The organism is Arthrobacter sp. PM3, from assembly GCF_003352915.1.
Lineage (GTDB): Bacteria > Actinomycetota > Actinomycetes > Actinomycetales > Micrococcaceae > Arthrobacter.
In genome coordinates, this window is record NZ_CP022314.1 from 3,601,163 (window position 1) to 3,625,747 (window position 24,585).

At 68.1% G+C, this 24,585-nt stretch carries 16 protein-coding genes; 9 read left to right on the top strand and 7 right to left on the bottom strand.

The features are described from left to right. Position 1 precedes the first annotated feature (1 nt). Genes CFN17_RS16450 through CFN17_RS16460 form a run of 3 tightly spaced genes read right to left on the bottom strand, consistent with a single transcriptional unit; the run spans position 2 to position 3,851 of the window. Complete coding sequence (locus CFN17_RS16450; protein ID WP_208748804.1) at positions 2 to 2,395, bottom strand: aerobic carbon-monoxide dehydrogenase large subunit; 2,394 nt, start codon at positions 2,393 to 2,395, stop codon at positions 2 to 4. Continuing rightward, complete coding sequence (locus CFN17_RS16455; protein ID WP_208748805.1) at positions 2,392 to 2,967, bottom strand: (2Fe-2S)-binding protein; 576 nt, start codon at positions 2,965 to 2,967, stop codon at positions 2,392 to 2,394. The genes CFN17_RS16450 and CFN17_RS16455 overlap by 4 nt, the downstream gene beginning before the upstream one ends. 5 nt (positions 2,968 to 2,972) lie before the next feature. Beyond that, on the bottom strand, positions 2,973 to 3,851 hold the full coding sequence (locus CFN17_RS16460; protein ID WP_208748806.1) for a xanthine dehydrogenase family protein subunit M: 879 nt from the start codon (positions 3,849 to 3,851) through the stop codon (positions 2,973 to 2,975). Positions 3,852 to 3,982: 131 nt separating this feature from the next. Between CFN17_RS16460 and CFN17_RS16465 the strand changes: the two genes are divergently transcribed. Then, complete coding sequence (locus tag CFN17_RS16465) at positions 3,983 to 4,987, top strand: LysR family transcriptional regulator (protein WP_208751544.1); 1,005 nt, start codon at positions 3,983 to 3,985, stop codon at positions 4,985 to 4,987. A gap of 146 nt (positions 4,988 to 5,133) precedes the next feature. Continuing rightward, positions 5,134 to 5,451: a DUF6457 domain-containing protein gene (locus CFN17_RS16470; RefSeq protein WP_208748807.1), complete on the top strand. Its 318-nt coding sequence runs from the start codon at positions 5,134 to 5,136 to the stop codon at positions 5,449 to 5,451. 361 nt (positions 5,452 to 5,812) lie between these two features. On the opposite strand, the gene CFN17_RS16475 is transcribed toward CFN17_RS16470, so the two are convergent. Then, positions 5,813 to 8,161, bottom strand: a complete 2,349-nt coding sequence (locus CFN17_RS16475; protein ID WP_208748808.1) for an FdhF/YdeP family oxidoreductase — start codon at positions 8,159 to 8,161, stop codon at positions 5,813 to 5,815. A 565-nt stretch (positions 8,162 to 8,726) separates the two neighbouring features. Between CFN17_RS16475 and CFN17_RS16480 the strand changes: the two genes are divergently transcribed. The 7 genes from CFN17_RS16480 (at position 8,727) to CFN17_RS16510 (ending at position 21,778) form a co-directional block, all read left to right on the top strand. Then, positions 8,727 to 14,390 (top strand): peroxidase family protein, encoded by a 5,664-nt coding sequence (locus tag CFN17_RS16480; RefSeq protein WP_261792239.1) that lies wholly within the window; start codon positions 8,727 to 8,729, stop codon positions 14,388 to 14,390. Positions 14,391 to 14,506: 116 nt separating this feature from the next. Then, entirely contained in the window at positions 14,507 to 16,219 is a 1,713-nt protein-coding gene (locus CFN17_RS16485) for a multicopper oxidase family protein (RefSeq protein WP_261792240.1), read from the top strand. A 1-nt stretch (position 16,220) separates the two neighbouring features. Next, entirely contained in the window at positions 16,221 to 17,045 is an 825-nt protein-coding gene (locus CFN17_RS16490) for a hypothetical protein (RefSeq protein ID WP_208748810.1), read from the top strand. Between the two features lie 174 nt (positions 17,046 to 17,219). Continuing rightward, entirely contained in the window at positions 17,220 to 18,602 is a 1,383-nt protein-coding gene (locus tag CFN17_RS16495; RefSeq protein WP_208748811.1) for an MBL fold metallo-hydrolase RNA specificity domain-containing protein, read from the top strand. After that, on the top strand, positions 18,599 to 19,915 hold the full coding sequence (locus CFN17_RS16500; RefSeq protein WP_208748812.1) for an erythromycin esterase family protein: 1,317 nt from the start codon (positions 18,599 to 18,601) through the stop codon (positions 19,913 to 19,915). The genes CFN17_RS16495 and CFN17_RS16500 overlap by 4 nt, the downstream gene beginning before the upstream one ends. A gap of 157 nt (positions 19,916 to 20,072) precedes the next feature. Further along, on the top strand, positions 20,073 to 20,942 hold the full coding sequence (locus CFN17_RS16505; RefSeq protein ID WP_208748813.1) for a universal stress protein: 870 nt from the start codon (positions 20,073 to 20,075) through the stop codon (positions 20,940 to 20,942). A 149-nt stretch (positions 20,943 to 21,091) separates the two neighbouring features. After that, entirely contained in the window at positions 21,092 to 21,778 is a 687-nt protein-coding gene (locus tag CFN17_RS16510) for a hypothetical protein (RefSeq protein ID WP_208751546.1), read from the top strand. Between the two features lie 12 nt (positions 21,779 to 21,790). On the opposite strand, the gene CFN17_RS16515 is transcribed toward CFN17_RS16510, so the two are convergent. The 3 genes from CFN17_RS16515 to CFN17_RS16525 are packed head-to-tail and all read right to left on the bottom strand — an operon-like array spanning position 21,791 to position 24,521. Next, positions 21,791 to 22,555, bottom strand: coding sequence for a maleylpyruvate isomerase family mycothiol-dependent enzyme (locus CFN17_RS16515; protein ID WP_208748814.1), 765 nt, complete (start codon positions 22,553 to 22,555; stop codon positions 21,791 to 21,793). Beyond that, the gene (locus CFN17_RS16520; protein WP_208748815.1) at positions 22,555 to 23,391 is read right to left on the bottom strand and encodes a fumarylacetoacetate hydrolase family protein; all 837 of its coding nucleotides are present in this window, start codon (positions 23,389 to 23,391) and stop codon (positions 22,555 to 22,557) included. Before CFN17_RS16520 ends, CFN17_RS16515 begins: the two co-directional genes overlap by 1 nt. Then, the gene (locus tag CFN17_RS16525; RefSeq protein ID WP_208748816.1) at positions 23,391 to 24,521 is read right to left on the bottom strand and encodes a cupin domain-containing protein; all 1,131 of its coding nucleotides are present in this window, start codon (positions 24,519 to 24,521) and stop codon (positions 23,391 to 23,393) included. The genes CFN17_RS16520 and CFN17_RS16525 overlap by 1 nt, the downstream gene beginning before the upstream one ends. Between the last annotated feature and the right edge of the window lie 64 nt (positions 24,522 to 24,585).

A 24,585-nucleotide genomic window follows, 5' to 3' on the forward strand; every position in this document is an offset into this window, starting at 1 on the left:
GTCAGATCGGCGGCCTTGCGTGGCCCTGCATCGCGGCCCAGACCCGGGCCGGCGTGCAGGGCATGTCCATGTGTGTGACACCGAACGGCGCCAGGGCATCCACCACCGCGTTCACGACCGCCGGCGGGGAGCCCACCGTGGCGGACTCGCCTATGCCCTTCGCCCCGATCGGGTGGTGCGGTGACGGGGTGACAGTGAACCCGGTCTCCCAGTCCGGGACCTCCAGGGCCGTCGGGATCAGGTAGTCCATGAACGACCCGCCCAGGCAGTTGCCGGCCTCGTCGAATTCGATGATCTCCATCAGGGCCATGCCGACGCCGTCGGTCAGTCCGCCGTGGACCTGGCCTTCGATGATCATCGGGTTGATCCTGGTGCCGCAGTCATCGACGGCGATGAAGCGCCGCACCTTGACGTGCCCTGTGCCGGGATCGACGTCGACCACGCAGATGTAGGCGCCGAACGGGAAGGTGAGGTTCGGCGGGTCGTAGGTCACCTCCGCGTCGAGGTTTCCATCCACCCCCTCAGGCAGGGCGACCGTGCCGTGGGCGCCCATGGCGATCTCGGCGATGGTCTTCCCGACGCTGGGATCGCCCTTGACGAACCAGCGGCCCTTCTCCCATTCCAGGTCTTCCGGGCGGGTCTCCAGCATGGCCCCGGCGATCAGCTTCGCCTTCTCCCGCACCTTGCGGGCGACAAGGGCAACGGCGCCGCCGCTCACCGGCGTCGACCGGCTGCCATAGGTGCCCAGCCCGAACGGGGTCTGGTCCGTGTCCCCGTGCACCACGTCGATGTCCTCCGGCGGGATGCCGAGCTCCTCGGCCACGATCTGTGCGAACGTGGTCTCGTGGCCCTGGCCCTGGCTCTGCACCGAGAGGCGCACCACGGCCTTGCCAGTGGGGTGGACGCGCAGTTCGGCGCCGTCGGCCATGCCCAAGCCCACGATGTCGAAGTGCTTCCGCGGGCCTGCCCCGACGACTTCCGTGAAGAAGGAGACCCCGATGCCCATGAGTTCGCCGCGCTCGCGCTTTTCGGCCTGCTCGCGCCGCAGGTCCTCGTACCCGGCCAGCCGCATGGACAGCCGCATGGCGTCCTCATAGTTGCCGGAATCGTAGACCCAGCCGGTCTTGTTGGCGTAGGGGAATTGCTCCGGCCTGATGAAGTTCTTCAGCCGCAGCTCCGCCGGGTCCATGTCCAGTTTCCGGGCCAGGACGTCCACCATCCGCTCGACGAGGTACACGGCCTCGGTGACGCGGAACGAGCACGCATAGGCCACCCCGCCGGGGGCCTTGTTCGTGTAGACGCCGGTGACAGAGCAGTGGGCGGCCTTGAGGTCGTAGCTGCCGGTGAAGATGGAGAAGAAGCCTGCAGGGTTCTTGGTGGGCTGGGCGGTGGCGTTGAACGCGCCGTGGTCGGCCAGCACGTGGGTGCGGAGCGCCAGGATCCTGCCGTCCTTCGTGGCGGCGATCTCGCCCTGCATGATGTAGTCCCGCGCGAACGAGGTCGACATCAGGTTCTCCGAACGGTCCTCCATCCACTTGACCGGGCGTCCGGAGACAATGGAGCCGACGACGGCGAGGATGTAGCCGGGGTAGATCCCGACCTTGTTTCCGAAGCCGCCGCCGATATCGGGGGAGACGATCCGGATCTTGTGCTCCGGGATGCCGGCGACGATCGCGAACAGGGTCCGGTGCGCGTGCGGGGCCTGGGTGGTCTCGTAGAGGGTCAGCTTGCCGTTGACGGCGTCGAAGTCGGCGACAGCGCCGCACGTCTCCATCGGTGCCGGGTGGACCCGCGGGTAGACGACCTCCTGGCTCACCACCACGTCCGCGGAGGCGAACACGGCGTCGGTTTCGGCTTTGTCGCCCATCTCCCAGTCGAAGATCCGGTTGTCGGTCCGGCCTTCGATCTCGTCGCGGATTACGGGGGCGTCCGGGTCGAGCGCCTTCCGGGCATCCACCAGCGGGGGCAGGATGTCGTATTCGACGTCGATCAGCTCCAGGGCGTCCCGGGCGGCGTAGCGGTCCTCGGCGACGACGAACGCGACCTCCTGGCCCTGGAAGCGGACCTTGTCGGTGACCAGGACGGCCTGCACATCCGCGGACAGTGTCGGCGCCCACGCGAGCTTAAGCCCCAGCAGGTCCTTGCCCGTGATGACGGCGACCACCTTCGGGTGGGCCAGGGCGTTGGTGGTGTCGATCGAGACCAGCCTCGCGTGCGCCACCGGGGCGCGCAGGATGGCGCCGTGCAGCATTCCCGGCAGCACGATGTCGTCCACGTAGTGGCCCTTGCCGCGCACGAAGCGCGGGTCTTCCTTGCGCTGGATGCGGCCGTAGCCGATCGGGCGGTCCTCGTCGCCGGCAGCCGGGTTGGACGGCCGGTCGTGGATGACGGTCATGCCTTCACCTCTGAGTTCTGTGTCTGCGTTGCCTCTGCTGCGACATCCGGGACGGCGCTATCCGTACCGTCCAGGACCTCGTCCGCCGCAGCCGCCCCGGCCGGCCCGGCGCCGGCAGGATGGGCCGCGGCCCACTGCACCGAACGGACAATCGTTGCGTACCCGGTACACCGGCAGATCTGGCCGGAAATCGCTTGGCGGATCTCGGCGTCGTCCGGGTGCGGGTTCTTGTCCAGCAAGGCCCGCGCCGTCAGCATCATCCCCGGGGTGCAGAACCCGCACTGCAGGCCGTGCTCCTCCATGAAGCCCTGCTGGACGGGGTCCAGGGTGCCGCCGGCGGCCAGCCCCTCGACGGTGCGGATGTCGTGCCCCGCGGCCATGGCAGCCAGGACCGTGCAGGACTTCACCGGCTGCCCGTCCATCAGGACCACGCATGTGCCGCAGTTGCTGGTGTCACAGCCCCAGTGGGTGCCGGTGAGGCCCAGGACCTCACGGAGGTAATGGACCAGCAGCACGCGCGGCTCAATCTCGCTCGTGACGTCGCTGCCGTTGACGGTCATGCTGATCTGCATCGGGTTCAGCCTTCCTGCATCTGGGCGGCGCGGGCACAGGCCCGCCGCAGTACCCGCCGGGTGAGTTCATCGGCGAGATGCCGTTTGTAGTCGACCGGGCCGCGCTGGTCCTGCACCGGGTCGCAGGCCGCGGCGGCCAGCCGGCCGGCCTCCGCGAACAGTTCCTCGGCAGGGCGCCGGCCGCGCAGCACGGCAGCGGCCTCCTCCGCCGTGTGGTCCAGGCCCAGCGCTGTGAGCCCGACGGCGGCGTCGTCCACCGTCCCGTCCGCAGCGAGGACGACGGCGGCACCGGCGGCACCGACCGCCCAGTCGCCGGCCCGGCGTTCGACCTTCTCGTAGGCGCTGCTTGAGCGGGGCCGGATGGGGAACCGCACCTCGCAGAGCAGTTCGTCCGGCGCGACGGCGGTCTGGTAGGGCCCGATGTGGAATTCGGCCAGGGGCAGGACGCGCTCGCCGCCCGGCCCGCGGATCACTGCCTCGGCGCCCAGGACGTCGCAGACGGTGGAGAGGTCCTCGGCGGGATCGGCCTGGCAGAGTGAACCGCCGATCGTGCCGCGGTTGCGGACCACGGGGTCGGCGATCACGGTCTCGGCGTCCCGCACGATCGGGAAGAGCGCGGCGACCTCCTCCGATTCCAGCAAGGTGGTGTGGCGCGTCATGGCGCCCACCCTCAGCTTGTTGCCGTCACGGAGAATGAAGTCCAGCTCGTAGAGGTCATTGATGTCGATCAGCCATTCCGGCCTGGCCAGGCGAAGCTTCATCATTGGCAGGAGGCTGTGGCCGCCGGCCACGACCCGGGATTCCGGGCCGTACCGGGCGAGAAGTTCCAGGGCGTCCTCCACGGTCGTGGCGCGCACATAGTCAAATGGAGCCGGAATCTGCATAGTCCCTACCTCACTCCGAACAGCCGGCGGCGTGCTGGAACAGGTCTCTGGCGCCGGATTGAGGCCAGTCTTGCCCCGGCCTAAGTGGGATGTCAATATCGTCATAAGCGAAAGGTTATGAAGCCGTGGCGATGACATTGGGACAGTTGCGGACGTTCGCCCTGGTGGCCAAACTGGGATCGCTGCACGCCGCCGCGGCCCAGTTGGGAGTCAGCGAACCCGCCGTGTCGACGGCGCTCGCCGCCCTCAGGCAGGACCTCGGCGACCCCCTCTTTGTGCGCGCCCACGGCGGCATCGCGCTAACCCCCGGCGGCCGGGCGCTCGCCGAATACGCCCAGGACATCGTGGGCCTGGCGGACAAAGCCCGGTGGGAAGTGGCGCACGCCCAGACCGAGACGGGGCGATTGAAAATCGTGGCGACGGCACCGTTCGCGGAACACGCCGCCGGCCGGCTGCTGGACCTGTTCACCCGGCGGGTTCCCGGCGCCTCCGTCGATGTCGTGGTGGAGGAAGCCGAGGACATTGCCTCGCTGTTGCTGGAGCGTGTCTATGACATCGCCCTCGGAGCCCGGCCCGCCGTCCCCAACGGCGCGGCCGCCAACGGCACTGCCCCCAAAGTCGCCGCCGACGTCGGCCTCGACTCCGTGCCGTTCCTGCGGTACCAGCGGATCTTCGTGGTCGCCGCGGGACATTCCCTCGCCGCCCTCCACGGGCCGGTGCGGCTGGCCGACCTGCTCGGCCGGCCGTGGTTCGCCGGCCCGGCGGGAGTCCAGGAGGCCAGCGAGGAAGGGCGATGGCTGGCTTCCCAAGGGGTTGCGCCGGAGATCGTCCAGCTCAGCAGCGAGACGGAGGCCCTAGCCGCTGTCCGCGCGGGGGAGGGAACGATGCTGGCGCTCGGGCACATCGTCGCTGCTGAACTCCGCAGCGGCTCCCTGGTGCGGGTGCCGGTGGTCGGGACGCCGATCGCCGGCCTCTGGTGGGCCAGCACCCTGGACCGCCGCCGCGCCACCTCCATGGCGCTGACCCTGCAGAAGTTCGCCGGCACGGCCGACGCCACCGCGGCCATGGTCGCCCCCGGCGGATCCCGCGGACTGGAGCGCCGCGGATCCAAGTTCCACGTGGCGCTCTGGAGCTAAGGCACCTGGCTCCGATTCCTCCCCCGGGTACCTTCCGAATCCGCGGGCCCGGCCCCGCTGCCGCTGTGTCGCGTTGCACTACGCCGGGGCGGGTGCTACCCCTTGAGGGTTAGACGATCCGTTCACCACCGTGAGAAGGAGTAGTTATGACGTTGTCCCGGGACGAAGACAGCTCGCTGCGGCACTGGAGCAGCCGGCTCATCCAGGCCCTGCAAATCCTTGACCTGGAAGTCGACCACGAAAAGATCGTCCAGGTCGCGGACGAATCCGTTAAGGCCGTCGGCCCGCACGCCGATGCCATCAGCGCCTTCATCGTCGGCTACGCGGCCGGCACCGCGTCCACCCACGGCCGCAAGGGCACGCAGGAGGCCGTGCACGCGGCGTCGAACAAGGTCATTGAGCTCTGCGAACACGGTGAGGCCGGCGGTCCCGACGAGGAAGGCTGGACCAAACGGGCCCAGTAGCCGTGCCGCTCCACTAGCACCGTGCCAGGGTCTACTGGTGGGCCGGGTTTATTGGTGCGCCGTGGTTCCTGGGTGCGCCGTACCCGGCAGGGACCCCGTCCCGTGGGACATGCTCATTCTTCGGGGCGGGACACCCCGTCCCGTGGGACATGCTCATTCTTCGGGGCGGGACACCCCGGCCCGGGGGGACATGCTCATTCTTGGGCACCAAGGACGGGCATAGTGGGTCTATGTCCAGTGGCCGGGGCCAAGGGAGGGCATGTCCCGTGGGGGCGGGGGCGGCCGGGGAGCATGTCCAGTGGCCGGGGCCAAAGGAGGGCATGTCCCGTGGCCCCGGCCATCTAGGCGGGGAGCAGTGCCGCTAGGGGGCGGCGGTCCCGGCGGCTACTTCCCTCGCGGGCTCGGGCGCCTGGTCCGGGCTCGGCTCCAGGCGGACGATGACCGCCTTCGACACCGGGGTGTTGCTGCCCTCGGCCGTGTGGTTCAACGGCACGAGCACGTTGGCCTCGGGGTAGTATGCGGCAGCGCAGCCGCGGGCGGTGGGATAGGAGACCACGCGGAACCTGCGGACCACGCGCTCCTCGCCGTCGTCGTGCACGCCGCGGATGTCCACGAACTGCCCGTCGGCGAGGCCGAGTTCGGCGAGGTCGTCCGGGTTTACGAACACCACGTGCCGGCCCTTCTTGATGCCCCGGTAGCGGTCGTTGTGCGAATAGATCGTCGTGTTGAACTGGTCGTGGGAGCGCATGCTCTGCAGGATCAGGGTGCCTGCCGGGCGTTCGACAGGTTCGAGCTCGTTGACGGTGAGGACGGCCTTGCCGGTGGGCGTCGGGAATGTGCGGGAGTCGCGGGGACCGTTGGCCAGGATGAACCCGCCCTCCTGCCGGATCCGTTCGTTGTAGTCCTCGCACCCGCCCACCACATGGGAAATGTGCTCACGGATGAGGTCATAGTTCTTTTCGAAGCCGTCCCAGTCGGCCCTGATCCTGTCACCGACCAGGAGTTTGCCCAGCCGGCTCAGGATGGCCGGTTCCGAGAGCAGCTGGTGCGAGACAGGCTCGACACTGCCCCAGGACGGGTGCACGGCGCAGACGGTGTCCTCCACGGAGACGAACTGCGGCCCGGATTCCTGGATGTCAATCTCGGTCCGGCCCATCGTGGGGAGGATGAGGGCCTCGCGGCCGGTGACTGTGTGCGAGCGGTTAAGCTTCGTGGAGATCTGGACCGTCATCTCGGTGTTGCCCATGGCGGCCTCGGCCGCGTTGGTGTCCGAGATGGCGCCGACAAAGTTGCCGCCGAGGGCCACGAAAACTTTGATGCCGCCGTCGCGCATCTTGTTGACGGTCTCCACGGCATCCGTGCCGTGCTCGCGGGGCGGCTCGAAGTCAAACTCCTTGCCGAGGGCGTCCATGAAGGACTGCGGCATTTGCTCCCAGATGCCCATGGTGCGGTCGCCCTGCACGTTGCTGTGCCCGCGGATCGGCGAGGCGCCGGCGCCGGGCTTGCCGATGTTGCCGCGGAGCAGGAGGAGGTTGATGATCTCCTTGATCGTGGCCACGCCCTTTTTCTGCTGCGTGATGCCCATCGCCCAGGTGATGATGACTTTCTCCGCTTTAAGGTAGCGGGCAGCGAGTTCGTCGATGTCCTCGCTGCGCAGGCCCGTGGCTTCCAGGACGGCGCGCTCATCCAGCAGGGCCAGGTGCTCCCTGAGCTCGTCGAGTCCTTCGCAGTGTTCAGCGAGGAACGCGTGGTCCAGGACCGTTCCGGGGTTCTTTGCCTCGGCCTCGAGGATGCGCTTGGATACGGCCTGCAGCAGTGCCATGTCGCCGCCGATCCGGATCTGCAGGAACTGGTCCGCGATCTGGACGCCGTGGCCGATCACGCCGTTGACCTGCTGCGGGTTCTTGTACCGCCGCAGCCCGGCCTCGGGGAGGGGATTGACGGCGACGATCTCGCCTCCGTTGCGCTTGCAGGCCTCGAGTTCTGTCATCATCCGGGGGTGGTTCGTCCCGGGGTTCTGGCCCATGATGATGATCAGGTCAGCGTCGGCGTAGTCGTCAAAGTTCACGGTTGCCTTGCCGATGCCGATGGTCTGGCCCAGGCCCCAGCCCGAGGACTCGTGGCACATGTTCGAACAGTCCGGCAGGTTGTTGGTCCCGTAGCCGCGGACCAGCAACTGGTAGAGGAAGGCCGCCTCATTCGAGGTCCGCCCGCTCGTGTAGAACGCCGCATGGTCGGGGGAGTCCAGGCCCTTGAGCTTGTCGGCCAGGATCCGGAGGGCCTCGTCCCAGCTCACCGGCTTGTAGTGGTCCTCGCCGGCCGGCTTGTACACGGGCTCGGTCAAGCGCCCCTGCATGCCCAGCCAGTACTCGGTGCGGCCGCGCAGCTCGCTGACCGGGTGCTCGGCCCAGAAAGTTCCGGGAACCAGCACGGGGGTCGCTTCCCAGGTGACTGCTTTGGCGCCGTTCTCACAGAACTCAAACGCCTTCCGGTGGTGCGGATCCGGCCACGCGCAACTCGGGCAGTCGAAGCCGTCCTTCTGGTTCATGGCCATGACGGTCTTGCGGGTCCTGTTCAGCCCCATCTGCTCGATGGCCGGCTTCATGGAGTGATACACGCCCGGGACGCCGGCAGCCCAGCTCTTCGGGCCGTTCCCGACCTCAAGCTCCTTCTCGGACGGTTCCTCAATGTGAGGGGTCTTGCGAGTCACGTGAACTTCCCTTCTGCCAACACTGTCCGGACAGGGCCGTATGCCGCTCTGCCACTATGCACCCTACCGTCAGGCCTATCAGCTGACCCGGAGCGCCGCAAGCGATCCGCCGGCCGCCGCTGCCGGAACCTTGCACCGCCCGGACGCACGCGCAATGTACGCCGGGAACTTCCTGCATGCCGGCTGCAAGTAGCGGGCGCTAAAAAAACGAGTTCCACAGGGGTAGCCGTTACCTGCCCGTTACCTGCCGGCGCATCCCCTGCAGTGGTCGGCCCGCGTAAGCCGGATTGGCGCCCGCGGAGCCGGCACGAGTAGTTCACGGCGCCAGCCCGGGTACCCGATGCCCCGAATCCGGGTGGTCGGGAGCTGCCAAAATCGACGGACCGCGGTCCGGTTAAAAACTCAGGGGGAATTCCCAGCTTTCCCCAAGGAGGAACCCAGCACTCTTTGTCCATCACTCACTCCAAGAGGCAGGTGTGCAATGAATTTGTTCACATGCAGGAAGGTCGACGGCCAAAGACGTGTCTTCAGTCGACCCACCCGCGCAGTTGCCGCAGGGACAGCGATGACCCTGCTCAGTTTCATCGGGCTCACCACCGCGGCGCTTGGCGCCCACGCCGCCCCGGCTCCCGTCGGTGCAGGCTTCACAGTCACCCCGGCCGACCTGGCCTACATCCTCAAACAGATCAAGATCGCCGAGGCGCACGTCGCCAACACGACGTCGGCCACCGGCCCCTGCGGGGCACTCGTCGGGCGCGGCCCCAACCAGATCCCCGACGCGCTCACTTCCTACGGCCTCCGCACCGTTGACGGCTCGTGCAACAACCTGCTTGCCGGCCGCGAAACTTACGGGGCCGCTGACCAGGTGTTTCCGCGTTTAACGACGCCGTCGTTCGCGACAGCGGATTCCGTGCCGGCCGGCTTCGGCCCGGCCGGCACGTCGTCCTACCAACAGAAGTCGGGCAACGTGTTCGACGCCCAGCCCCGCCAGATCAGCAACCTGATCGTGGACCAGGCCGCCACGAACCCGGCCGCCGTGGCCGCTGCCGGATTCCCGGTCCGGACCCAGGGCAACCCGGGGCTCTTCCCGTGCACCACAGATCCCGACCCGCTGGCAAACCCGCCGGTCGCTGGCGTGCCGGCTGGCTGTGTTCCCACCGGGGACACGCTGTTCATCCCCAACGTCACCACCGACGTCGGCCTCTCCCCACCCTACAACTCCCTGTTCACGCTGTTCGGGCAGTTCTTCGACCACGGCGTGGACCAGACCGTCAAGGGCGGCGGCTCAGTGTTCGTTCCGCTCAAGGCCGACGACCCGCTGATCACTGTGGGTCCCGACGGCAAGGCCGGCACCGGTGACGAAGTGGCGCCCAACAGCCCCAACGCGTTCATGGTCCTGACCCGCGGGCAGAACCAGCCCGGCCCCGACGGTGTGCTGGGGACCGCGGACGACGTGCAGGAAACCAACAACACGGACTCGCCCTACGTTGACCAGTCCCAGACCTACACGTCCCACCCGTCCCATCAGGTGTTCCTCCGGGAGTACATCAACAACGCCGACGGCCGGCCGGTGTCCACCGGCAAGCTGCTGGGCGGTCCCGCCGGCCCCACCGCGGGCGGCATGGCCACCTGGCAGGACGTGAAGTTGCAGGCGGAGATCTTCCTGGGCCTCAGGCTGCAGGATAGGGACGTCACCAACATCCCCATGATTGCCGCGGACCCGTACGGGAAGTTCATCCCCGGCCCTGCCCGCGGACTGCCGCAGTACGTCACCCAGACCGGACTGGTCGAAGGCAATACGGCCAACCCGGTGCCGGTGCCGGCCAACGTCCGGTACTTCGACACCCCGTTCCTGACCGACATCGCGCACAACGCCGATCCCTCGCCGCAGGACACGGACCGCAACCCTGCCACCCCGCCGGTAGCGCCCACCCCGGACGCGGACAACACGGCGTCGGCGGACTTTGCGAACCAGCCCGCCGGGACCTACGACGACGAGATGCTCAACGCGCACTTCTGCGCCGGTGACGGCCGGGTCAACGAGAACATCGGCCTGACCGCCATCCACCAGGTGTTCCACTCGGAACATGACCGCCTCGTCGCCGACATGCAGAACACCCTGACCAACGACACCTCAGCCACCGGCGTTGCCGCACTGGCCGAGTGGAAGCTGGCCGCCGGTGCGAACGGGTGGAACGGCGAGCGCCTGTTCCAGGCGGCCCGGTTCGTGACGGAAATGGAGTACCAGCACCTGGTCTTCGAAGAATTCGCGCGCAAGGTCCAGCCTGCGGTCCAGCCGTTCCACGTCTACCACACGGACCTCAACGCGGCCGTGAAGGCGGAGTTCGCCCACGCGGTGTACCGGTTCGGGCACTCGATGCTGACCGAGACGATCTCCCGGACCAACTCGGACGGCAGCGACAACTCCATCTCCCTGCTTGACGGCTTCCTGAACCCGCCGGAGTACATCAACGGCGGATCAGCAGGGTCGCTGACCTCGGAAGACGCCGCCGGCAGCATCGTGATGGGCATGAGCGACCAGGTGGGCAACGAACTCGACGAGTTCGTGACCGGCACCCTGCGGAACAACCTGCTCGGGCTTCCGCTGGACCTGGCGACGATCAACATGACACGGGCCCGGTCCGAGGGTGTCCCGCCGCTCAACGAGCTGCGGCGCCAGATCAACAATGCCACGGGTGACGCGCAGCTGGCCCCCTACACCAGCTGGGCTGACTACGGGCAAAACCTCAAGCACCCGGAATCGCTGATCAACTTCGTTGCGGCCTACGGCACCTACCCGACCATCACCACCGAAACCACGCTGGCGGGCAAGCGGGCGGCTGCCAAGGCGATCGTTGATCCGGGGCCGCTCGCAACCCCTCCCACGGCCGACATGACGGACTTCATGAACAGCGCCGGACTGTGGGCGACGCAGGAGACCGGCCTGAACAAAGTTGACCTCTGGGTGGGCGGCCTGGCCGAGAAGACGAACCTCTTCGGCGGGCTCCTCGGTAGCACGTTCAACTACGTGTTTGAGAACCAGCTGACCGACCTGCAAAACGGCGACCGCTTCTACTACCTGCTGCGCACGCCGGGCATGAACCTGCGGGCGCAGCTGGAGAGCAACTCGTTCGCCGAGATGATCATGCGCAACACCAACGCGCACTCGCTCAAGGCGGACGCGTTCGCCACGGCGGACTGCAAGTTCCAGCTGCGCAACCTGGCCGGCACTCCGGAAGGCTATGCGGCGTCCGGAACGACGGTCGCCGACGACGCCACCACCGAGTGCCAGGAGAACCTGCTGCTTCTGCGCAAGCCGGACGGCACCATCCAGTACATGGAGAAGAACACGGTCGATCCCAGCGGCATCAACGGCCAGTCCGTTTACAACGGCACGGCCAACGCTGACCGCGTCACCGGCGGCAACGACAACGACACGTTCCTCGGCAACGAAGGAAACGACGTCATTGAAGGCAACGGCGGCGACGACATCGCACTTGGCGGCGACGGCAACGACAGGATCACCGATCTGTCCGGCGCCGACGTCCTCAAGGGCGGCCCCGGCAACGACTACCTGAACTCCGGCATCGGCGATGACATCAACATGGGCGGTGACGGGCAGGACTTCACCAACGGCGGCGCCAACGACAACGAGACGTTCGCCGGTGAAGGAAACGACTTCGTCCAGTCCGGTGACGGGGCGGACGCCACGTTCGGCGACGGCGGCGACGACTGGATCCAAGGCGGATCCGGCCAGGACCTGCTGATCGGCGACCACGGCGCACCGTTCTTCGATGACCCGGCGCAGACGAAGCCCGGCAACGACATCTTCGTCGGCCAGGTCGGAGAAAACGACTACGACGCCGAAGGCGGCGACGACATCATGACCAGCAACGCCGCCATTGACCGGTACGCCGGTGCCGCCGGCTATGACTGGGCTACGCACCAGTACGACACCGTGGCGGCCGATGACGACATGAAGATCAACAACAACCTCATCGGCGTCCCGCTGCCTGTGGTGGTCAACCGCGACCGCTGGCAGGAAGTGGAAGCCAACTCCGGTTCCAAGTTTGACGACGTCATCCGGGGCGACGACGCAGTGCCCAGCACCGTTGGTGGTGCAGGCTTCAGTGGCTGCGACGTCCTCGACCAGACGGGTATCAACCGGATCGCCGGCCTGGGGGCCATCCTCCCGGCACCGAGCACTCCGCTGGCACCTGTGGCTGCACTCTCCCCGATGGGCGTCTGCCCGCTGACCGGTCCGGTCTGGGGCGATGGCAACATCCTCATCGGCGGCCTTGGCAGCGACAAGCTCGAAGGCCGCGGCGGCAACGACGTCATCGACGGCGACAGGTACCTGAAGATCCGCATCAGCGTGCGGGATGATGCCGGCGCGGAGATCGGCACCACCGACCTCATGGAGCGCCAGTACCAGACGGGCAACCCGTTGTCCCTGGCCGCTGCAGTGGCGGCCGGGGTCGTCAATCCGGGCAACCTGGTGGCCGTCCGCGAAATAGTGACGCCTACTGCGCTGGAAACCGCGGGCAACCGGGACGTCGCCATCTTCTCCGGACCGCGGGCCAACTACACCGTCACGACGACGGGCGGCGACGGCACGCTGGGTTCGGCAGGCTCGACCACTACGGTGGTGGACAATGTGGGCGCTGATGGCACGGACACGATCCGCAACATCGAGTTCCTGCAGTTCTCCGACAACGTCCTGCCCAACGCGCCGGTGATCGGCGCGGCAACGGCAGGCGACGCGCAGGCGACAGTCACCTGGACGGCTCCGACCGTTGGCACTGCCGACTCCTTCTCAGTGAAGGTGCTCGACGTGACGACGAACGCCGCCGGCGTCCAGGTCGGTGCCCTGCGCACCGCCCCGGCCGGTGCTACCAGCCTGGTGGTCACGGGCCTGACGAACGGCTCCCGGTACACCTTCCAGGTGCTGGCCACCAACGCCCTCGGTGACAGCCCGTTCTCGGCAGCCTCCAACACGGTGACCCCGGCCGCAGTGACGGCACCGGGAGCGCCCACCATCGGAACGGCCACGGCCGGGAACGCTTCGGCAACCCTGACCTGGACCGCGCCGGCGTCGAATGGCGGTACCGCCATCACGGGATACACGGTGCGGGCCTTTGCCGGGACCGTCCTGGCACGCACACAGGCGGTCACCGGGAACGTCGGCACCGCCGTCGTCACCGGGCTGACCAACGGAACGGCGTACACGTTCGACGTCGCGGCCGTCAACGCACGGGGAACGGGCGGCTTCTCGGCCCGTACCGCAGCGGTGACACCGGCCACCGTACCGGGAGCGCCGACGATCGGGACGGCCACGGCCGGTAACGCGTCGGCGACAGTGCAGTGGACCGCACCGGCGACCAATGGCGGATCCGCCATCACCGGCTACACGGTGCGGGCCTTTGCCGGGACTGTCCTGGCCCGGACGCAGGCGGTCACCGGGAACGTCGGCACCGCCGTCGTGACGGGTCTGACCAACGGAACGGCGTACACGTTCGACGTCGCGGCCGTCAACGCAAGGGGAACAGGCGCGTTTTCGGCCCGTACCGCAGCGGTGACACCCCGGACAGAATTCGTGGCTCCTACCGTGACGTCCCGGACACCCGCGTCCGGGGAACGTTCCGTGAATCAGACCGCGAATGTGACGGCAACGTTCAGCGAGGCGGTGACGGGAGCGAACGGAACTACATTCCAGTTGCGGCTCGGCACTGCGCTGATTCCCGCCGTCGTGTCCTACAACCCGCTCACCCGGGTGGCGATCCTCAACCCGAGCGTCACGTTGACGTCAGACCGCGTGTACACGGCTTCCCTGTCGGGGATCCGTGACCTTGCGGGCAACACGATGGCGACCAGCACGTGGACGTTCATGACGGGACCGGCGCCCACTATCACCTCCACGACTCCCGCCGCGGGAGCCAGAGGGGCGCTGCGAAACAGCAACGTGACCGCCACGTTCAGTGAAGCCATCACCGGTTTCACGGCGGGCGGCACTGTCAGGATCAATCAGGTCTCCAACGGTGCCTTGATCTCCTCGGCGGTCACGTTCAACCCCACCACCAGGGTGCTGACGATCAACCCTGGAGCCAGCCTGCTCGCGAACACTTGGTACCGGGTCACCATCACCGGTGGCACGGCTGGGGTCCGTGACCTGGCCGGTAACCCGCTGGTCACCCGTACATGGACGTTCACCACGGGAGCAGCACTGTAGCAGCAGTTCGAGAACGCCGGCTGGCGGGCCGCCAAGGTCCGCCAGCCGGCTTCCTCACTTGTTCGAAAGTCACTTTTCGACGCGGTATTCAGTTCTATTGCCCACTTGGAGGGGCCATGACTACACGACGGGAAATCTTCAAACTGGGCGCGGTCGGCGCCTTTGGCCTTGCCGGACTCAAGGGCGGCGAGGACGACATCCCGACCACAAGCGCCACCACAGCCCCGGCGACGCTGCCGGTCACAGCCAGCCTTCTAGCACCCCAAAACATGCCCGTTCCCTACGCGGGCGTCTTCCGCCGCCCGCCCGAACTCGTCCCTTACCAAACGGGGTTCGACGGCGGCGACCCGGCCCGCCCCTTTGCCAAGTACGCCCTCACACAGAAGCTCGGCCAGGCCAAGTTCGTGCCGGGACTGAACACCACGGTAGCGGGCTATAACGGCATTTTTCCCGGTCCCACCATCCGCGCCACCCAAGGCACCCGGATCGAGGTGCGGATCCGTAACGGACTGCCCCCGCTCGGGCTTCTCCAGCCCGGGGCCTTCGACACCGTCACCCATCTGCACGGTTCGGCGTCGCTGCCGCAGTACGACGGGTACGCCAATGACATTACCGTCCCGGGAAACGTCAAGAACTACCGCTACCCCAACTTCCAGACAGCACGGACCTTGTGGTACCACGACCACAAGCACCACATCACCGCCCAGAACGTGTACTCGGGCCTCGCGGGCTTCTATCCGCTCTCCGACAAGTATGAACGCGCGCAGTTGCCCCAGGGCGAATTCGACGTACCGCTGATGATCTCTGATGCCATGTTCAACGCGGACGGCTCGCTCGCTTATAACGACAACGGCCGGAAGGGCCTTTGGGGCGACATCATCATGGTCAACGGCGTGCCGTGGCCCACCATGAAGGTAAAGCCCCGGATTTACCGCTTCCGGGTGCTTATTGCCTCGATTTCACGGTCCTACCGGCCCACGCTGTCCACCGGAGACCCCATTTACGTGGTGGGCACCGACGCCGGCATGGTTCCCAACGTCCAGGCCGTGAAGTCCTGGCGGCAGGGAACGGCTGAGCGATACGAGGTCCTGATTGATTTCCGCAAGTACCGCACGGGCCAATTGATCGAACTGCGGAACCTCAGCAACAAGAACAACATCGACTTCGCCAACACCAACAAAATCATGCGCTTCCAGGTGGTCGCCGACTCCGGTTCGGGAGCCGGTGCCATCGCCAGCATCCCCACCACCCTGGACGACGGCGGTTCCGTCAACGCGGCCCGGGGCGGGATTGCCACCATGAGTCTCACGCCGGCGATGGCCAAGGCGAAGCGCGAGATGAGATTCTTCCGGGCAAACGGACAGTGGACAGTCAACGGCGTCACGTGGGCCGACGTGGAGAAGTCCGGGTTCACCAAGCTGTTCGGCAACCCCCAGCCGTTCGATATCGAGCAATGGACCATCGTCAACGCGTCCGGGGGATGGTTCCATCCGGTGCATATCCACCTCATTGACGCCAAGATCATCGCAAGAAACACCAACGGGGGCCAGCCGTTTGCCTGGGAGAAAGGCCCCAAGGATGTCTTCTACGCCGGCGAGAACGAGTCCATCACCGCCCTCATGCAATTCGACACAGGGACCGGCGGCGGGGGGCGGTACATGATCCACTGCCACAACCTTGTCCATGAGGACCACGACATGATGGTGCAGTTCTCCGTGGGCGACCTTCGTGTCAATGATCCCATCACCTCCGACCCGCCGGTCCTGGACACCACGGCCCCTGGGGCGTTTCCGCCGGTGTACCGGCCCGGCTTCCCGGCGGGGACCTGACGTGCGCCGCGTTGGAGCAACGGGCGCGGCGGCCCTGCTCGTGCTGGCCCTGGGCGGCTGCACGGGCGCGCCGCCCAGCCCGCCGCAACCGTCGGTGCCGCCGCCTCCCACCGCGAGTGCCGCGCCCGTCTCGTTCGAGACGGGGACCGACGTCGGCAACGGCCGCCCGGACGTGAGCCACGACGGGCTCATGGTGCGGCGGCGGGCGGTCATCGCCGTTCACCCCGCCCCAGGAGCCGATTCCGGCGCAACCCGGGCGCGGCTCGAGCAGGCGGGGGCCGCTGCCGGCGTCGTTCTGTCCGACATCGTCCCGGCCGTCCTCGACCCGGCCATCCTGGAACACATTTCTCCGGAGCTCATCCTGGCGCTCCCGCCCGGAAGTACCGACGGCGACGCGGAGAAGCTCGCCGGGGCCGCCTTCGGTCCCGCCGGCAGCTATCCCGGCGTGGAGCATGTCCACGTGGACACCGTCCTGGTCCACGACCTCCGGTTTACCGTGGCCGCGGCCGACCCCGCAGCGGTGGCGACAGCGGTTGCCGAGGAAGGCATCCTCTCGGATGCGCTCGGAAACTACGCCACCGCCCTGGACGGCGGTGCCCTGACGGTCAACTACACGGGGCCGCTGCTCAGCGACGCGTTGGTGGAGGCTGTCCGCAACGGCATGGCCCGCGCCGCCGGTAAAGAGCTTTCCGACGTCGTGCTGGCGCCGCGCTCGACCACCGGCGAGGGCGTGGACCTGTCCCAGGAACCCGAACTGGAGGCGGAACCGGAACCGGAACCGTCGCCGCAGGAAAGCGCCGGGCACGCGCACGATGCCGGGCACTGAGGGATTGCACTGAGGTTTGGGGCACTGACCGCACCCGTGGCCGGCCGGAGCAAGGGGAACGCTCCGGCCGGCCACATCCACGTCCGGTGCCCGCCCTGACGTGACTTTAGGCCCTTGGCCGCCGGCGGACCCGGGCGGAAGCTGGGGCGTACAGCAGAGGTCCACGGGAGCGCGATGAAACACCAGCAGCCGAGCTTGACGTTTTTGGGTGCCACGGACACCGTGACCGGGTCCCGCTACCTGATCGAGGCCGGCGGCAGGCGTGTGCTGGTGGACTGCGGCCTCTTCCAAGGCTACAAGCGCAGCCGGGAGCGCAACCGGTCGCCCTTCCCGGTGCCGCCGCGGTCCGTTGACGCGGTGGTGCTGACGCACGCGCACCTGGACCACACCGGGTACGTCCCGGCCCTGGTCCGGGACGGGTTCGCCGGCCCCGTCTACGCCACAGACGGCACCACCGACCTCTGCAAGCTGATCCTGCCGGACAGCGGCCACCTGCAGGAGGAGGAGGCCCGGTATGCCTCCCACCGCGGATCGTCCGTGCACGATCCCGCCGTGCCGCTCTACACGGCCGCCGACGCCGTGGCCTCGCTCAACCGGTTCAGGGTTTGCGGATTCGATGACCCCCTGGACCTTGGCGGCGGCCTGGAACTGACGTTCGTGCCGGCCGGGCATATTCTCGGCGCCGCGCAGGTCCACGTCCGGCTCGGCTCCCAATCCGTGCACTTCACCGGAGACCTGGGCCGGGCCGATGACCCGTTCATGTACCCGCCCCGGCCGCTGGGCGACACGTCCATCCTGGTGACGGAATCAACCTATGGCAACCGGAAACACTCCACGGAGAACCCGGAGCAACAGCTCGGCGAGATCGTCAACCGCGTCGCGAAACGCGGCGGGGTCCTCATGTTCGCCGCGTTCGCCGTCGGCCGCGCCGAGACGCTCATGCTGTACCTGTCCCGGCTGCTGCGCCGGAACGCGATTCCGCGCATCCCGGTGTACCTGAACAGCCCCATGGCGATCGACGCCTCCGAAATGTACCAGCGCCACCCCGAAGAGCACCGGCTCAAACGGGAGGAGTACGTGGACATGTACAAGCTGGCCAAGCTCACCCGCACCGTGGACGAGTCCAAACTGCTGAATCTGCGCGGCGGCCCCATGATCATCATCTCGGCCAGCGGCATGCTCACCGGCGGACGGATCCTGCACCACGTCGCGGCGTACGGACCCGATCCGAAAAACGCCATCATCCTCAGCGGCTACCAGGCCGGCGGCACGCGCGGCGCCACCCTGGCCGCCGGCGAACGCGAGCTGCGCATCTACGGCGAAGACGTCAAGGTGCGGGCCGAAGTCATCCAGATGGACAGCCTGTCCGCGCACGCCGACGCCGACGGCATCATCGCGTGGATGAAAGCGGCAGCAAAGGAGCCCCGTATGACCTACATCACGCATGGCGACCCCGACGCGTCCGACGCCCTGCGCATCAGGATCAAACGCGAGCTCGGCTGGCGGGCCAGGGTGCCCGAACACCTGGAGACGATCGGGATTGAGGATCCGCGGTGAACCCCGGCGCCGTCACCCGGACCTCGGTCCTGAGGGAAATCCATGATCTTGCCCGGCCGCTGAAAAGCGACCGGGACCTCGACGGGCTGGTACAGCGCGCCGCCGACTGCCGGTTTGTCGCGATCGGCGAAGCTTCCCACGGCACCCACGAGTTCTACACCTGGCGCGACACCCTCAGCCGGCGGCTCATCGCCGAAGAGGGGTACAACTGGATCGGGGTGGAAGGCGACTGGCCCGACTGCTGGCGCATCAACCGGTGGGTCCGCGGCCAGGACGGCAAGGAACAGGGAGTCCACGCGCTGCTGGCAGGCTTCGAACGGTGGCCCACCTGGATGTGGGCCAACGAGGAAGTCGCGGCCTTCCTGGACTGGCTGCGCGGCTGGAATGCCGGCCGCCCCCTGGAAAAGCGCGTGGGCTTCTATGGGCTGGATGTCTATTCGCTCTGGGATTCGCTGCGTGAAATCATTGGCTGGCTGCAGGAGAACGTTCCCGACGCCGTGCCCGCGGCCATGCGCGCCTGGCAGTGCTTCCTTCCGCACCACGAGGACCCGCACCAGTACGCCTGGAGCACACGGCTGGTGCCGCAGTCCTGTGAGGCCGACGTCGTGGCCCTCCTCACCGAGGTCAGGAACCGGGTCTTCAGCCCGGGGCCCCACGACGAGGACGCTTTCGACGCCGTCCAGAACGCCGAGGTCGCCGCCAACGCCGAGCACTACTACCGCATCATGGTCCGTGGCGACCGGCAGTCCTGGAACGTCCGGGACCATCACATGGCCGACACCATCGACCGGGTGAGCCGGCACCTCGGGCCGGCGTCGAAGGGGCTGATCTGGGAACACAACACCCATGTCGGGGATGCCCGGGCCACCGACATGGCGCAGGACGGACTGGTCAACGTCGGGCAGCTCCTGCGGGAACGCCATGCGGGCGAGGGGGTGCTGCTGGTCGGATTCGCGGGGCACCGCGGCTCGGTGATCGCCGCCGACTCGTGGGGCCGGCCGGAACGCATCCTCACCGTGCCGGAGGCGCGCCCGGGCAGCCACGAAGACTTCCTGCACCAGGCCCTCGGGGTGCCCTCCGTGCTGGAGTTCGGTGACGACAGGAGCGGGCCGTGGCTTTCGACCTGGCTCGGGCACCGGGCCATCGGCGTCGTCTACCACCCGGAGCGGGAAGCGGGGAACTACGTGCCGACCCGGATGGGGGAGCGCTACGACGCCCTCATCTGGCTTGAACACACCGCGGCGCTGCGGCCCGTGCACCATGAGGGGCCGCCCCGGGAGCCGGAGCTGGAGACGGAGCCGACAGGCTACTAGCCGCGGGGCTTAAGGCCCTAACCCGGCCCGCAAAGGGAACGGCACACTGAAAGTGCCAGCGGGCCGCCGGCCCTGCCGCCCGGTCATGCGGGGAACAGTCACAGCCGTGGACAGCCACCGGCCCAGGTCACGCGATGGAAAAGAGCAGGTTTCAAAAATGAGCAAAGCAATCGTCGTCGGCATCAACGGGTCTGCAGGCAGCGACGCCGCCCTGACCTGGGCCCTGCAGCGGGCCTCCCGGGACAAGCTCCCGGTCATCGCCCTCCACGCGGTGGACGACCGCTGGATGTCGCCGGACTTCCAGTACCACGAACTGATCCGGCAGTCGGGAATGGACCTCCTGGAGAAAGCCAAAGCGAGCGCCCACGAACAGGCCCCCGACGTCGAGGTCGACATCCAGCTCCGGCACGGCAGCGGCGGATCAGTGCTGCGGGATGTCTCCAAGGAGGCTGCCATCATCGTGGTCGGCGGCCATGAAAAGCACCACCTGGACGGCGGTCCCGTCACCGACCGGGCCCTGCAGGTGGTCTCCGCCTCGGAATGCCCCGTGGCCGTCATCCCGGCCAAAGCCGGCGCCGCGGCCAAAGGCGTGGTGGTCGGGGTGGACGGCTCCGCGGAGTCGCAGCAGGCGGTCGCGGTCGCGGCCGCGGAGGCGGACAGCGGCGGCGACGAGCTCACGGTCGTCCTGGCGTTCAAGACCCCCGCCCGCTGGGTCGAGAAGCAGCTGCCCTCCAGCGGCCTCGCCGAGAGCATGGTCGAAGAAAACCGGATCGTGCTCGCGGAATCAGTGGCCGGACTCGGCGACAAATACCCTGACCTGGTGGTCCATCAGCGGCTCGAGACAGACACCCAGCCGGCGAAGGCCCTGGTGGATGCCGCCGCTGACGCCCGGCTGCTTGTGATCGGCAGCCACGGGCGCGGCGGGTTCTCCCGGACGGTGCTCGGCTCCACGGCGCACGCCGTGCTGCTGAACGTGCCGTGCCCCACCCTCGTCACACGCGTCCACAAGGTCAAGCACGGGGACTGACGCCCCGCCAGGATTCAGTTGCCCGGCGCCGCCCCGAGTTGCCCGGCGCCGCCCGGCACTGCCCGGACCAGACAGGCAGGCCCCCTCCGCGGAGGGGGCTTTCCGCCGTCGCCGGCGGATGGGAGGATGTTGCCGTGGACCCCATCAACGTGGATTCCTTCTTCAACTTTGTCACCCACTCCTGGTGGCTCGTCTTCCCCATGAGCGGACTGATCGGCGGGTGGGCCCGGTCCTGGTCCAAAGCCACTGAACGTCGGCACCGGCGCCGCGTCGAGCTCTACACGCTCAAGAACCAGGCGGCCCAGGCGGAACAGGCCAGCCACGCTCAGGTCACCGCCCTGCTGAAGGCACACGACGCCGTCAACCGGCGCTGGCTGGACTACGAACTCGACGTGGGGAAACTGATCGACTATCCGGTCATGAGCGATGTCCGGGAGCCCCTCACCGTGGCGTTCCTGCGGGCGAAGCGGGAGGCCGACGGCCTGCGCCCTGCAACGCCCGGGGACATCAGGACCGCGGCCGGGCTGGCGGAGTACCGGGCGGCGGTCACCGGTTTCGAGGTCGCCTTCGACGTCGCCGAACGCGAAGCCAAGCGGATCAGGGACAGCAAGTTCACCGGGCCGGAACGGCAGCGGCTCGAAACCGCCCGGAAGCTCCTGCGGATCGCCTCGGACGCCGCGGCCACGCCCGCCGAACGGCAGACGGCCTACCGGCGCGCCCGACGTGAACTCGACGGGATCATCGTGCTGCCCGAAGCCACGCTGGCGGCGCTGGAGGACAAGATCGCCTCCATGCTCGACGCCGGCCCGGCACCTGACGTCCGCCGGGCCGGCTGAGCGGGGAACGGCTCAGATCCACTTCGGGGCGGCCGGGACCGATCCGCCGCCGGAGGCGCCTGCTGCGCTAGCGCCGGTGGCGGTCACCTCGTTGCTGCCGCGGCCCGCGGCCCAGGCAACCACTGCGGGAAGCGGGCCTGAGACCACGGTCGGGGACTGCGCGCCGGTGTCCCCGAACGCTAGGTCCGTGCCTGCCACCGTGACGAGCAGCCCGCTGTCGGAACCGCGGGCGTGCCAGGCGCCGGTGATGTCCGCCAGGAGGCGCTCCAGGACCGGGGCCGGGATGTCGGCGAAGGTGGCGCCGTTGTCGAGGTCCACCGCGTGCATCCAGACTTCCCGGGTCCGCATCCAGACGGTTTCGCTGGCCGGGACCAGGCGGCCCTGGGCGGTCTTGACCGTGTGGTGCCAGGCATCGGCCGGCAGGTCCCGCCATTCGACGTTCAGATGGACCGCGGAGTGGTCGAACAGGTTCCGCAGCGCGATCGGGCTCAGGGTCGCGCCGAAGTCGATCTCGTGGTCCCGGGCGGCCGCGGAGGCGTACATCGGGGTCTCCACGCCCGTGGCCGCCCACTCGATGAGCCGGGCGATGGCGCGGGCGTTGTAGCCGATGTGCGCCGCGACGTGACGGCGGGTCCAGCCCGGCAGCAGGGACCCGCCGTCGAGGTCCGCGTCACTGAGCTCGTTGAGCTTTCGGGCGAAGAACGCGGTGCCCCGGCGCGCCTGCAGCAGGCCCGCGAGCAGTTCCGGGTCCGTCGTCTGGTCGTGGCGGGCAACCATCAGGCCTCCTTGACCACGCGGTTCTTCAGCTGGCCCAGCCCCTCGATGGTCGTGACCAGGACCTGGCCCTCCTGCAGGTACCGCTTGGGATCCTGGGCGTGGCCGACGCCGCCCGCGGTGCCGGTGGCAATCACGTCGCCCGGGTTCAGGGTGATGATGGTGGAAATGTAGGACACCAGGTACTCGGGGGTGAAGACGAGGTCGCCGGTGGGGGTTTGCTGCTGGATCTCACCGTCCACCTCGGAGGTCATGAGCGGGCCGGCGGTGAATTCGTCCTTGGTGACCAGCGCCGGGCCGAACGGGGTGGACTTCTCCCAGGTCTTGCCCTGCAGCCACTGGATGGTGCGGAACTGGTAGTCGCGCATGCTGACATCGTTCAGGACGGCGTAGCCGGCGATGTGCCCGGCGGCGTCCGCTTCGCTGATCCGGCGGCCCTTCTTGCCGATCACGACGGCGAGCTCGGCCTCCCAGTCGACGGCGTCGGATTCCTGCGGGAGGGCCAGGTCGTCGTTGGGGCCGATCAGGGATTCCTGGTACTTGGCGAACAGGGTGGGGAACTCGGGGACCTCGCGGCCCATTTCCTTGATGTGGTTGCGGTAGTTGTGGCCCACGCAGATGATCTTGCCCGGGGCGGGCACGACGGCGGCAAGGTCGGCGCCCTCAAGCGGATGGGTGGCGCCGCTGGCCGCCTTCGCGGTGGCTTCCCAAGTGGGGTCCTGCAGCAGGGCGCCCACGTCGGAGAAGCCCGGAATTTCGGTGAGGGTGTCGCCGTCCTGGCGGACCGCCGTCGTGCTCGTGCCGTTGCCGTCGGAAAGGCGGAGAGTGAGGAGTCTCATTACTTGGTGCGTCCTTCGATGTAGGTGCGGTTGAAGTTCAGGCGCTCGAAAATGGGAGCGTCGCTGAAGCGGAAGAGATCGAATTCCGTCTCTGCCTGGAGCGACCAGGCCGCCCAGGACGGGACGACGAAGAGGTCGCCCTTGGCCAGGGCCTTCGTTTCGCCGTCGAGGACCACGGAGCCGCTGCCCTCGAAAACCTGCCACACACTCGAACCAACTTCGCGGACAGCCTCGGTGGAAGCGCCGGCGCGGAGCCGGTGGAATTCGGCCCGGATGGTGGGCATGACGTCCCCGCCGGTGGTGGGGTTGGTGTAGCGGACGGCGGCGTGGCCCTGGGACACGGTGGCCGGGTGGCCCTCGTCCTCAAGGAGCAGCTGCTCGCGCAGGGCGCGGTCCGTGTATTCCCAGCGGTACGCGGCGATGGGGGAGCTGGTGGTGTTGTCCAGGCCGGAGAGCGGGCGCAGGCCGGGGTGCGCCCAGAGCCGCTCGGAGCGGGAGATGTCCGGGGTGGCCTCGTCGGTGACGCGTTCGGTGCCGAACTCGAAGAACCCGGCGTCGGCGTAGTGCACGAACGGAATGTCCAGGCCGTCGATCCAGGCCATCGGCTCGTCGGTGTCGTTGTGGTGGCCGTGGAAGTTCCATCCCGGGGTCAGCAGGAAGTCGCCGCGGGACATCCGCACCGGGTCGCCGTTGACGACCGTCCAGACGCCTTCGCCCTCGACGACGAAGCGGAACGCGTTCTGCGAGTGGCGGTGCTCGGGGGCCGTCTCGCGGGCACCAAGGTACTGGATCGCGGCCCACAGCGTGGGGGTGGCGTACGGCGTGTTCCCGAGCCCGGGGTTCGCGAGGGCGATGGCGCGGCGTTCCCCGCCGCGGCCCACCGGCACGAGGTCGCCGGCACGGGCCGCCAGCGGGTAGAGATCGTCCCAGCGCCACACGTGCGGGACGGCCTTCGGCGACGGGACCATCGGCATGAGGTCCGCGATCTCCGTCCACAGCGGGATCAGGTTCCCGGCGTCGAAGTCCCGGTACAGCTCCTCGAGCTGTGCGGCTTCCTCGGGCGTGGGTTCGGGCGCGATGTGCTGGGCCGCAACCGACTCGTGCGTGGTGTTATCGGCACTGATGGACACGGGGACCTCCTCGGTAGAAACGGAACTGTGCGTTGGCGTAGTCCGACTCTACGGAGGGGCCCGT